Raw genomic sequence first — 11,567 nt, 5'->3', positions numbered from 1 at the left:
ACCGGGCCTCCCGTCCGTCCTTCCGCACCTCCGCAGCCGCGCCGCGGCTGCGGAAGTCAGGCGGTTTCCCGCACACACCCCCAACCCGGGTCACATTCCGGTGAATCGTCACAGCCCCAGGACCTGATCCCGCTACGATCCGAGAACGCCGACATTCTCGGCAAATTCACATGATCCGGGCCAGTGGCCTGGACCGATTCCCTGGGGGAACCCGTGCACCGCAGCACCTCCACAGTCCGTCGCGCCTGCGCCGTCGGCACCACCGTCGCCCTGGTCGGCCTGACCACCGGCCTCGGCATCATGACCGCGACGGCCGCCAACGCCGAGACGCTCGACACCACGCAGCCGATCTCGGCCGTCGAGACCCCGGCCCCGGCCGAGGGCAGCGAGACGTCCACGCCGACGGATCCGCCCGCCGACACCACGCCCGAGACCCCGGCTCCCGCCGAGGAGACCCCGGCTGCACCGGCCCCGGAGGCCACCGACGAGCCCGTCGCTCCGGAGACCACCGCGCCGACGGCCACCGAGGCGCCGACGCCGACCGAGACCCCGAAGCCGGACGTCACCGCCGAGGCCGCCGACGCCACCGTCGCCATCGAGGGCGCTGCGAAGGTCGGCACCCGACTCGTCGCCGTCGTCACCGGCTTCGACGACGAGGCAGGCTACAAGTACTCGTGGACCGACCAGGACGGCAACGTCCTGTCGAAGGCCGCGAGCTACGTCGTCGACCCCACCGACGTCCGCAAGACCATCACGGTCGCCGTGACGGGCACGCTGCCCGGCGCGACCGAGACGTCGACCGTCACCTCGGCCGCGACCGCGGCCGTGACGCAGACCCCGGCGTTCCTCGGCGCGGACGGCCAGCCCACCAAGGCCGGCGCGACGCAGGACAACCCGCTCGCGCTGAGCACCGTCGCCGGTGACGCCTTCTCGCACACCTTCCGTGCGCAGGGCTTCCCGGAGCCGAAGTACAGCCTCACCTGGTTCTCCGAAGAGGACGCCGACTACGCCGAGGAGTTCCCCGAGGACGAGTCGTCCCCCGAGGAACAGCTCCCCTTCGACCTGACCTTCGACGCCTCGACCGGTGAACTCAGCGGGACCGCCACCTTCGCGATGGACTACGACTTCGCCGTCACCGCGACCAGCGGCACCGAGTCCGTCACGCAGTACGTGTCGATGACCGTCGAGGCCGCAGCCCCGATCGGCGTCATGGTCTACACGACCGACCGCGCTGGCCTCTTCGATGACAGCGACCAGGAACGGACGAGCTGGATCATCGAGCCCGACGGCAGCGTCTTCACGCTCGGTGAGGACGACTTCCAGATCGGTGGCCGTCCGACCATCGAGCAGGGTGGCACGCTCGTGGTCCAGGGCGGTCTCGTGGACCGCTTCGGCAACCCCGAGGGCGGCTTCGACAGCGAGACGCGCGAGCTGCCGACGGTGACGTCGGACATCGCCAGCGACGTCATCGCGCCCGACCCCGAGCTCGGTGACTTCGGCATCGTCGGCGTCACGTTCCCGCACGCGTCGATCCACAACCTGACCGTCGCCGCCGGCGACTTCAGCACGTCGTTCGCCGTCGACGTCCGGCCGACCGTCGCCGCCGGCATCGCCGACCCGACCCCCGTCGCACCCGCAGCGGCCCCGGTCGCACCGGTCAACACCGGCGGCCAGCTCGCCTACACCGGCTCGGACACCACCGACGCACTGCCGTGGGCCCTCGGCCTGCTGGTCGCCGGTGCCGGCCTGATCGGCGCCCGCTTCGCGCGCCGTCGTCGCGCCCAGCGCTGACACCCGGAGACGTCTCCCGTCCGTCGCGTGCCCGCGCGGCGGACGGGAGGCCCGCCACGGCCCCGCCTGCTCCCCACCGGAGCAGCGGGGCCGTTCTCGCATCAGCACCCGGGTGGGTCCGCGCCGGTAGCGTTGGCGACATGCCCACGCTGCTGCACATCGACTCCTCGGCCGACCTCTCCCACTCGCGCTCGCGCGCGCTGACCGCAGCCTTCGCCGATGCCTGGCGCGCCCGCGGCCCGGAGTACACGGTCGTCCGGCGCGACCTGCACGTCGACCAGCTCCCCCACCTGGAGAGCTCCGCGCTGCACTGGGCCGCCGCCGACCGCACCGCCGACGAGACCGTCGCGCCCGAAGCCGACGCACTGCGGCAGGAGGTCATCGACGAGCTCCTGGCCGCCGACGTCGTCGTGGTCGGTGCGCCGCTGTACAACTACACGGTGCCCTCGACCCTGAAGGCCTGGATCGACCGCATCCACGTGCCCGGCATCCTGACCGGCGGCGTGCAGCCCCTGGCCGGGCGACCCGTCGTGACCGTGGTGAGCCGTGGCGCGACCTACGACGCCGGCACCCCGACCGAGGGCTGGGACCACGGCTCCCCCGTCCTGCACATCGTGCTCGGCACCGCGCTCGGCATGAAGCTGTACCCGATCACCGTCAGCGCCACCCTGGCCGACCGGCTGCCGGACCTCGCCGCCCTGGCCGAGCACGCCGCCGCCGAGTTCGCCGACGCGAAGACGACGATCGAACGCCTCGCGACGACGCTCGGCTGACCCGCGCGGCCGCGGACGGCTGAGGTCAGGCGGGCCGCACCTCGTCGGCCCGCCCGAGCAGGTCTGCGTGGAAGGCCGTCTGCGTCAGTGCGCTCGCGAGCAGGAACCCGGTCATCGACTCGATCCCGCCGCTGAACGGCACCCGGGCGGCGACCTCGAACAGGGTCGGTCGGTCCAGTGCGTCGAGGGCCGCGGCGACGTGGCGGGAGCGTTCCTCCCGGTGCCGGGCCAGGGTCCGCGCACGGGTGACGACGTCGCGGAACCGGTACTCGTGCCCCGGGCAGACCTCGAGCTCGGCGTACGGGTCGAGCCGGGCCAAGGACGCCAGGTAGTCCCCCAGTGGGTTCGTCCCGGTCCGTCCACCGAGCCCGATGCCGGAGTTGATCCGCGGCAGCACGTGGTCGCCGGAGAACAGCAGCCCGTCGGTCTCGTCGAGGAAGCACACGTGCCCGCTCGTGTGCCCCGGGGTCCAGAGCGTGCGGATCGTCCGACCGGGGATCGGCAGCAGGTCACCGTCCTCCAGCGACACGTCGGCGTACGGCGCCTCGATCCGGCCCATCCCGATCCGACGGCCGCTGCCCCACGCCTCGACGACCCCGGCCCGCAGGTGTTCGGGCAGCCCCCACGCCTCGACGACCCCGGGGCGCAGGTGTTCGGGCAGCCCCCACGTCGCGATGTCCGCGTCGTTCCGCTCGGCGTCGGCGCGCTCCCGTTCGAGCGCTCCGACCTCGAGCCCGTGCATCGCCACACTGGCGCCCGTCGCCCGGCGGATCGCAGCTGCGGCGCCCAGGTGGTCGGCGTGCAGGTGCGTCACGGCGACGAGCGACACGTCATCCAGGTCCCGTCCGATCGCGGCGAGGCCGTCCCGCAGCTCGTCGAGACGGCCGTCGGCCGACCACCCGGGGTCGATCACCGCGAGCGAGCCGTCCGCCCCCTCGACGACGTAGACCAGGGTGGCGTCGGGCACCCCGAACCGGAACGGCACCGCGAGGGTCCAGATGCCCGGCCGGACCTGCTCGACGGGCGGCAGGACACCGTCGCGGAGCGCGGCGGCCTGCACGGGGCTGATCGGTTCCGGGGCCGGCGCTGCCGGCGGGGGCACGGTCGTCACGCTCGCCACCATACCGACGCGTGTCTGGCCGGCGATGGCCCTGCTCCCGACGCATGGTGAGCAGAAAGGGTCGGGTGCGGGCCGTGGACCCGACCATTCCTGCTCACCGAACGCACGCGCCGGGCGGAGCACGGGCCTCCAGGCAGACGGCGCAGGCTGCGCAGCACCGCGCCGACAGCGCCGACGACGCGCGCGAGTAGACAGGACGCATGGAGATCGCACCGATGCTCGCCAAGGCCGTCGCCACCGTGCCCGACCCGGACAGCACGAAGGGCGGGCTGCGGTACGAGCCGAAGTGGGACGGCTTCCGCGGCATCGTGACCATCGACGGCGACGACGTCGAGATCGGCAGCCGCGGCGCCAAGCCGCTCACCCGGTACTTCCCCGAACTCGTCGAGGCGTTCCGCGCGCAGTTCGGCGGACGCGACCACCCGGTCGTCCTCGACGGCGAGGTGATCCTGCGGTCCGGCGAGCCCGGTGCCGAGCGGCTCGACTGGGAGGCCCTGTCGCAGCGCATCCACCCGGCGGCCTCACGGATCGCCAAGCTCAGCGTCGAGACCCCGGCGCAGTTCGTGGCGTTCGACCTGCTGGCGGTCGACGGGCAGGAACTGCTCGACCTGCCGTTCGACGAGCGCCGCGAGCGCCTGGAACAGCTCGGCGACGCGATGACCACCCCGCTCTTCGTCACCCGCACCACGCTCGACGTCGAGCAGGCCCGCGAATGGCTCACCACCTTCGAGGGCGCCGGGCTCGACGGTGTCGTCGCGAAGCCCCGCGCGCGGCCGTACGAACCGAACAAGCGCACCATGCTCAAGATCAAGCACCACCGCACCGCCGACGTCGTCGCCATCGGCTACCGCGTGCACAAGAGCGGCTCCGGTGTCGGGTCGCTGCTGGTCGGCCTGTACGACGCAGACGGCGAGCTCCGCCAGGTGGGCGGCGTCTCCGCCTTCACGGACAAGCGACGGGCCGCGTTGGTCGAAGAACTCGAGCCCGTCGTGCTCCGCGATGCGGACGGGAGGCCCGTGACCGGTGACGGGGAACGGTCGCGGTTCTCGTCGGGTCGCGACACGTCGTTCGTCCGGCTGGCGCCGGAACTGGTGCTCGAGGTCCGGTACGACCAGATGGAGGGCGACCGGTTCCGGCACACCGTGCAGTTCGAGCGGTGGCGGCCCGACCGTGACGCGACGTCGTGCGGGTTCGAGCAGCTCGAGGTGCCGAGTGCGTACGACCTGCACGACGTGCTGTCCTGAGGCGTTCGCCACCGCCCCTGTGCGCTCCTCCGGGTCGTGGAACGCACTGCGGTGTCCGTTTGTCGCTGTTCGGTCACGTTTCCGGATGAGTAGTTAGTCGAACTAGCGAAGTCGTGTGAGGATGTTCCCAGCAGCACGAGGCGTCCATTCCGGAGCCCCGGATGCCTGGATCGAATGGGGATCGACATGAGCACCAGCACGCTTGTCCGCCACCCTCAGCGGAGCCCCTTCACCGAAGTCCGAGAAGCACGGCGTCAGCGCGTCCTGCAGCTCAGCGCGGTCATCAGCGCCATCGCCGGCGTCACCGCCACGGCGCTCGCACTCGTCACGATCGGACTCGGCGCGTGATCGTCGACGGCATCACCGACGCGCACCGCGGCACCTGGTCGCGACTGACCCGCCTGCACACCGCGAGCGTCGGGCTGCCGACGCACACCACCCGCGTCGAGGACCCGGACCGCCAGCGGGACGTCTCCTCCGCAGCCTGAGGTTCGGCTCGGCTGGGCCCGTCTGCTCGACCGCTGGGCCTCAGCTCGGCTTCTTCGCCCGTGAGGGCTGCACGCGCGGCGGTTCCCCCGGCATCTTCGGGAAGTCCGGCGGGAACGGCAGCTCCCCCTCGCCGTTCGCCAGGTCACGCTCCCACCACTCCAGCAGCGGTTCGATGCTGCCCGGCTGCTCCCGCATCGACTCCCACGGGTCGCCGGTGGTCTGCAGCCGCTCCGGAACCGTCCGGATCGTGAAGCTCGTCGGGTCAGCGGTCGGCAGTTCGTCCCACGTGACCGGCGTCGACACCGAGGCGTGCGCCAGGGCCCGGGGGCTGTAGGCACCGGCCATCGTGCGGTCGCGGTTCGCCTGGTTGAAGTCGACGAAGATCCGCTGTCCCCGTTCCTCCTTCCACCACGCGGTCGTCACCTGGTCGGGCATCCGGCGTTCGAGTTCACGCGCTGCGGCGATCACCGCGTGCCGCACGTCGAGGAACTCGTGCTCGGGGTGGATCGGCGCGAACACGTGCAGGCCACGGTTGCCGCTCGTCTTGATCCACGTGGTCAGCCCGACTTCGTCGAGGACCTTCCGGAGCTCCTCGGCCACGGGCACCGTGTCACCGAAGTCGGTGCCGGGCTGCGGGTCGAGGTCGATGCGGAGCTGGTCCGGGTGGTCGCTGTCCTCGGCGCGTGAGGCCCACGGGTGGAACACCACCGTGTTCATCTGGGCGGCCCACACGGCCACGGCCGGCTCGTCGATCACGAGCTGCGGGTGCGACCGGGCACTCGGGTAGGTCACCGTCACCGACCGGACGTAGTCGGGCGCTCCCTTCGGCGGGTTCTTGGAGAAGAACTGCTCGCCGTCGACACCATCGGGGAACCGCTGCAGCGAGATCGGCCGGTCGCCGTTCGCCCGGACGAAGGCATCGCCCACCGTCACGAGGTACTCCGCCAGGTCGAGCTTCGTGATCCCCGCCTCGGGCCAGAGCACCCGCGAGGGGCTGCTGATCCGGACCTCGCGGTCGCCGTCAGGCCCGGGCACACGCACCGTCGTCGCTTCGCTCGCCATGCAGCGGACCGTACACGCGTGCCCGCCGCGCGCCCGCAGCCCGCACGCCCGTGCTCTCCCGCAAGACACCGGTGTTCCCTGGTCGAACACGCGCACGCCGGTGTTCGGGGCGCGGACACCGGTGTCTTGCGGGCACGGCAGGATGGGGCGGGTGAACGCGTACCTCGGCATCGACCTCGCGTGGGGACTCGGCTCGGATCGGAAGGCCGCGAACGAGACCGGGCTGGTCGCGATGGACTCCGACGGCACGATCACCGACGCCGGGTGGGCCCGCGGGGTCGACGCCGTCACCGACTGGATCGCCGCGCACCTCGGGCAACGGTCCCTCATCGCGGTGGACGCCTCGCTCGTCGTGACGAACCCGACGGGGATCCGCGAGTCCGAACGACAGGTCGGGCAGCGCTACGGCCGGTGGAAGGTCGCGGCCAACCCGACGAACCAGGCATCTGCGGCGAGCGCCGGCTCAGCGCTGCTCGACCGGCTGACCGCACTCGGCGTCGGGTACGTCTCCGACACGGACGCCATGCGGGCACGGACCGGTCCGGCGATGTTCGAGTGCTACCCGTACACGACACTGGTGGGGGTGGAGGAGCTCGGGTACGAGGTCGAACGCCCCCGCTACAAGCGACTCGACCTGCGGATCCCCGCCGCCGAGGCCCGTGCCCGTCGCGCCGAGGCCTTCGACGAACTGGTCCGGCGGCTGCGCGAGACCCCGCTCGACCCGCCGCTGCTGCTCGACTCCCACCCGCTGACGCAGCGGCTCGCCGATCCGTCGGTGCTGCACGGTCCGACGCACAAGCACCGCGAGGACCTGCTCGACGGGGCGCTGTGCGCGTGGACGGCGTCGTTCTGGGAGCGACACGGCGACGAGCGCGTGCAGATCCTGGGAGGTGATCCTCCCCACCGACACGGCCCGGACGCCGCTGGCGCGTCGCCCGGGAACCGGCGGCGTGGGCCCACCCTCCCCACCGACACGCCAGACGAGGCGGGCCGCCGGCCCGTCGTGGTGGCGCCCGCACGCCCGTCGCAGCGGGGGCCGCGCGGCTAGGGTTGAGCAGTGAGCTCGACGACCGAACCCCTGCACATCGGGCTGGTGTCGCTGCACACCTCCCCCGGAGACGAACCCGGTTCGGGCGAGGTCGGCGGCATGAACGTCGTCGTCCGGCACCAGGCCGAGGCGCTGGCCGACCTGGGCCACCACGTGGACATCATCACGCGCCGGTCCGCCCCGACGCAGCCGGACTCGGTCTCGCTGGTGCCGGGCGTGTGTCTGCGGTTCCTGTCCGCGGGACCGGCCCAGCCGGTGCCGAAGGGCGAGCACGACGCGTTCATCGAGCCGTTCCGCCACGAGCTCGAGCAGCTCGGGCAGTTCGACGTCCTGCACTCGCACCACTGGTTCTCCGGAGCGGCCGCTCTGCCCGTCGCCCGCGAGCGCGGCATCCCCCACGTGCAGTCCTTCCACTCCATCGCTGCCGACCCGGCGACCCCGCTGTCCGAGGGCGAGCGCCCCGAGTCCGCCGGTCGCATCGCGGGCGAAGAACTGCTGGCCCGCGAGTCCGACGCCGTCGTCGTGGTGTCCGAGGCCGAAGCGTCGACCGTGCGCTCGCGGCTCGGTGGCGACGACGCCCGCATCTGGATCGTGCCGCCGGGGGTCGACGGTTCCGTCTTCCGTCCCGCTGCGGTCGGTGCGCGCCGCGCCGCCTCGCCCTACGTGGTCGCGGCGGCGCGCGTGCAGCCGCTCAAGGGCCTGGACCTGGCGATCGAGGCGATCGCCGACATCAGCCTGGAGGCCCGCCCCACTCTGGTCATCGCGGGCGACGTCTCGAGTGAGGCGGGCGACTACGTGGACGAACTGCGTCGGCTCGCCGACGCGCGTGGCATCGCCGACCACGTCACCTTCATCGGGCCGCAGTCCCGTGCCGACCTGGCGTTCCTGTTCCGTGGCGCGGCAGCCGTGCTCGTGCCGTCCCACTCCGAGACGTACGGCCTCGTCGCGCTCGAGGGGTCCGCTTCCGGGGTGCCGGTCGTGGCCGCCGCTGCCGGGGGCCTTCGTGAGGCCGTGGTCGACGGGGAGACGGGTGTCGTGCTCGAGTCCCGCGACCCGCAGGACTGGGCGAACGAGATCGAGCGGATCCTGACGGATGCGCCCTACGCCGCCGGGCTCGCTGCTGCGGGCCGGGAGCACGCGGAGCGGCTCAGCTGGGAGCGGTCGGCCGCGGGGCTCGAGGACGTCTACCGCCGGGTGCTCGGACGCTCGTGAACAGGTCGGGGGCCCCGGACACGGGCGATCGGTTCGCGGCGTTCTGGGCCGCGATCGACGCCGTGCCCGTGGAGTCCGACGCCGAGGCGCTCTACGACGTCGGATCGGCCGAGGGGCGGCTGCGTCGGGCGAACCTGACGCGGTACCTGGAGCAGTCCGGGCCGGGTGCCGACACGCTGCTCGTGGCCGAGGCCCCGGGGTGGCGCGGCATGACGAACACGGGCGTGCCGTTCACGAGCATGCGTGAACTCGGGTCCGAGTACCTCGTGCCGCCGGACCCGACCGCCCCGTGGGAAGCGTCGTCCCGCGTCGTGCACGCCGCACTCGAGGGGTGGCATGGCGCGCTCCCCGTCGCGTGGGCGATCTTCCCGCACCATCCGTTCGTGGCACCGGACCGGCTGACGAACCGCACGCCCCGGCCCGCCGAGGTCCGTTCGGGAGCCCCCGTCGCGCTCGCGCTGCTGGAGGCCCTCGGCGGCGCGGACCGGGTCCGGGTGGTCGCCGTCGGTCGGAAGGCGCAGGGAGCGCTCGCGCTGGCCGGCATCGAGGCGGTCGCCGTGCGGCACCCGGCGCAGGGTGGCGCGAAGCAGTTCACCGAGCAGGTGCGGGCGCTCGACCGCTAGCCGTCGGCCCGTCCCGGTGAGGTGCCGGTCGGGTGCCGGTCGGGTGCCGGTTGCGTCCCGCTCAGGCGGAGCGGACCTCGACACCCTTCGTCGCCAACCGCTCGGCGACGTGGGCGGGCAACGGTGCGGCGGCGTACACGGTGCGGAGCTCCGGCAGGTCGAGCAGGTCGTCCCAGTTCTGCGGGTCGAATCGGTCGTCCGAGCCGTCCCAGCCGGGGTGGACGTCCTGCAGGACCTCGAGGTCGGAGTCCACCCTGATCTCCGTGACGAGCGACAGGTGCGACGGCAGCAGGTCGAGGTCGTCGTAGTACTCGCGCGCCCGGTCGTCCTGCCCGTCGACGTCGAGGTCCTCGTCGGTCTCGTCCTCGGCGTCCGGGTCGTAGGGGTCGAGGACGTCGAGGTCGTAGCAGAGGACATCGAGCACCAGGAGCTTCGCGTTGAAGTCCGCGAACTCGATGGGCTCCTCGGTGGTGTTCGACTGCTGGTCCATGGCCCGGAGCGTATCCGTCGCCGCGGGACCGTGTTGCGATCGCGAGAAACCTTCCTGTGGGACTGGACAGCAAGGTGTTCCGCGCGCAAGGGTGACGCATGGCCACCACCAAGACGGACCGCCCACAGCAGGAGCAGCACGAGCTCCGCCGGGTCATCGGTCCCAAGCTCCTGCTGCTGTTCATCGTCGGCGACATCCTCGGTACGGGTGTCTACGCGCTCACCGGCCAGGTCGCGGCCGAGGTCGGTGGGGCAGCGTGGCTCCCGTTCCTCATCGCGTTCGCGGTCGCCCTGCTGACGGCGTTCTCGTACCTCGAGCTCGTGACGAAGTACCCGCAGACCGCCGGCGCCGCGCTCTACGTGCACAAGGCGTTCGGCATCCACTTCGTCACGTTCATCGTGACGTTCATCGTGATGTGTTCCGGGATCACGTCGGCGTCGACCGCGTCGCGGGCGTTCGCGGCGAACCTCGGCGCGGGGTTCGGCATCGAACTGCCGAACGGCGTGGTGATGCTCATCGCGATGGGCTTCATGCTCGCGGTGATGTTCATCAACTTCCGCGGGGTGAGCGAGAGCGTCAAGACGAACGTCGTGCTGACGCTGGTCGAGCTGTCCGGTCTCGTCATGGTGATCCTGATCGGGTTCTGGGCGATCGCGGGCGGCAACGCGGACTTCTCGCGGGTCGTGATGTTCGAGACGCCGGAGGACAAGTCCCTGCTGCTGTCGATCAGCACCGCGACGTCGTTGGCGTTCTTCGCGATGGTCGGGTTCGAGGACTCGGTCAACATGGCCGAGGAGACGAAGGACCCCTCGCGCATCTTCCCGAAGATCATGCTCACCGGCCTCGGCATCACCGCCGTGATCTACGTGCTCGTGTCGATCTGCGCCGTCGCCGTGGTGCCGATCGGTGAGCTCGCCGGCAACGAGACGCCGCTGGTGACCGTGGTGCAGACCGCGGCGCCGGACTTCCCCATCGCCGACCTGCTGCCGTTCATCTCGATGTTCGCCGTCGCCAACACGGCCCTGATCAACATGATGATGGCGTCGCGGCTGCTCTACGGCATGAGCAAGCAGGGCGTGCTGCCGGGCTTCCTGTCCCGCATCTCCCCCGCCCGTCGCACCCCGTCGACCGCGATCGTCTTCACCACGCTCATCTCGCTCCTGCTGATCGGGTGGGTCTCGCTCGACCCCGACTCCCCCATCGTCGTCGTCCTCGGCGGCACCACCTCGCTGTTGCTGCTGACGGTGTTCGCCGTCGTCAACGTGACCGTGCTCGTGCTGCGCCGCGACAAGGTCGACCACAAGCACTTCCGTGCCGGTGTGGTCATCCCGATCATCGGCATCGTCACGTGCCTGTGGCTCGTCATGCCGTTCTCGTCCGGTCGTGACCCGCAGCAGTACCAGATCGCCGGCGCCCTGCTGGCCCTGGGCGTGCTGCTCTGGGTCCTGACGTGGTTCACCCACGGACGGAAGCAGGCTGAGAAGGCCCCGACCGGACTCGTCACGGAACCGACGAAGGTGCAGCGCCCGCCGCACGACCAGCGCGACGCCTGATGGACGCGACGAGCGTCATCTGGACCGTCGTCATCGCGGTGATCGCCGCGCTGTCGCTGTCCGCCGGAGGCTGGCGCCTGCGTCGGGCTCGGGGTCGAGGGGTCGGCCGACGCGACCGCTGACCGCCGCGCACGGATGACCGTGACGGTTCTGGTTCACGAA

At 71.7% G+C, this 11,567-nt stretch carries 12 protein-coding genes; 9 read left to right on the top strand and 3 right to left on the bottom strand.

What is annotated here, in order from left to right:
• Window positions 1-213 precede the first annotated feature (213 nt).
• Both H489_RS36705 and H489_RS25555 read left to right on the top strand, forming a co-directional pair.
• Window positions 214-1,791 (top strand): hypothetical protein, encoded by a 1,578-nt coding sequence (locus H489_RS36705; RefSeq protein ID WP_017886559.1) that lies wholly within the window; start codon window positions 214-216, stop codon window positions 1,789-1,791.
• A 140-nt stretch (window positions 1,792-1,931) separates the two neighbouring features.
• The gene (locus H489_RS25555) at window positions 1,932-2,564 is read left to right on the top strand and encodes an FMN-dependent NADH-azoreductase (RefSeq protein ID WP_017886558.1); all 633 of its coding nucleotides are present in this window, start codon (window positions 1,932-1,934) and stop codon (window positions 2,562-2,564) included.
• Window positions 2,565-2,589: 25 nt separating this feature from the next.
• Here the strand turns inward: H489_RS25555 and H489_RS25550 are convergent, their stop codons facing one another.
• A complete protein-coding gene (locus H489_RS25550; protein WP_167578296.1) occupies window positions 2,590-3,675 on the bottom strand; it encodes an MBL fold metallo-hydrolase in 1,086 nt (361 codons plus the stop codon).
• A gap of 209 nt (window positions 3,676-3,884) precedes the next feature.
• Between H489_RS25550 and H489_RS25545 the strand changes: the two genes are divergently transcribed.
• The 3 genes from H489_RS25545 to H489_RS38125 all read left to right on the top strand — a co-directional run bounded on the left by H489_RS25545 (window position 3,885) and on the right by H489_RS38125 (window position 5,416).
• The gene (locus tag H489_RS25545) at window positions 3,885-4,928 is read left to right on the top strand and encodes an ATP-dependent DNA ligase (RefSeq protein WP_017886556.1); all 1,044 of its coding nucleotides are present in this window, start codon (window positions 3,885-3,887) and stop codon (window positions 4,926-4,928) included.
• 186 nt (window positions 4,929-5,114) lie between these two features.
• A complete protein-coding gene (locus tag H489_RS38130) occupies window positions 5,115-5,276 on the top strand; it encodes a hypothetical protein (RefSeq protein ID WP_156155271.1) in 162 nt (53 codons plus the stop codon).
• Window positions 5,273-5,416, top strand: coding sequence for a hypothetical protein (locus tag H489_RS38125; protein WP_017886554.1), 144 nt, complete (start codon window positions 5,273-5,275; stop codon window positions 5,414-5,416). The genes H489_RS38130 and H489_RS38125 overlap by 4 nt, the downstream gene beginning before the upstream one ends.
• A 40-nt stretch (window positions 5,417-5,456) precedes the next feature.
• On the opposite strand, the gene ligD is transcribed toward H489_RS38125, so the two are convergent.
• Window positions 5,457-6,479: a non-homologous end-joining DNA ligase gene (gene ligD, locus H489_RS25540; RefSeq protein ID WP_017886553.1), complete on the bottom strand. Its 1,023-nt coding sequence runs from the start codon at window positions 6,477-6,479 to the stop codon at window positions 5,457-5,459.
• A gap of 151 nt (window positions 6,480-6,630) precedes the next feature.
• Between ligD and H489_RS25535 the strand changes: the two genes are divergently transcribed.
• From H489_RS25535 to H489_RS25525, 3 genes are read left to right on the top strand one after another with little or no spacing between them, the layout of a single operon-like run.
• Window positions 6,631-7,527, top strand: a complete 897-nt coding sequence (locus tag H489_RS25535; RefSeq protein WP_017886552.1) for a DUF429 domain-containing protein — start codon at window positions 6,631-6,633, stop codon at window positions 7,525-7,527.
• Window positions 7,528-7,536: 9 nt separating this feature from the next.
• Complete coding sequence (locus H489_RS25530; protein ID WP_017886551.1) at window positions 7,537-8,739, top strand: glycosyltransferase; 1,203 nt, start codon at window positions 7,537-7,539, stop codon at window positions 8,737-8,739.
• A complete protein-coding gene (locus H489_RS25525; RefSeq protein ID WP_017886550.1) occupies window positions 8,736-9,362 on the top strand; it encodes a uracil-DNA glycosylase in 627 nt (208 codons plus the stop codon). The genes H489_RS25530 and H489_RS25525 overlap by 4 nt, the downstream gene beginning before the upstream one ends.
• Before the next feature lie 61 nt (window positions 9,363-9,423).
• On the opposite strand, the gene H489_RS36700 is transcribed toward H489_RS25525, so the two are convergent.
• Complete coding sequence (locus H489_RS36700) at window positions 9,424-9,852, bottom strand: DUF6892 domain-containing protein (RefSeq protein ID WP_017886549.1); 429 nt, start codon at window positions 9,850-9,852, stop codon at window positions 9,424-9,426.
• A gap of 98 nt (window positions 9,853-9,950) precedes the next feature.
• Here H489_RS36700 and H489_RS25520 point away from each other — a divergent pair, with 98 nt between their 5' ends.
• Window positions 9,951-11,405: an APC family permease gene (locus H489_RS25520; RefSeq protein WP_017886548.1), complete on the top strand. Its 1,455-nt coding sequence runs from the start codon at window positions 9,951-9,953 to the stop codon at window positions 11,403-11,405.
• Window positions 11,406-11,567 lie beyond the last annotated feature (162 nt).

This window comes from Curtobacterium flaccumfaciens UCD-AKU (assembly GCF_000349565.1).
Classification (GTDB): domain Bacteria; phylum Actinomycetota; class Actinomycetes; order Actinomycetales; family Microbacteriaceae; genus Curtobacterium; species Curtobacterium poinsettiae.
Note: the sequence above shows the minus strand (reverse complement) of the source record. Positions and strands in the feature narration are given on the sequence as shown.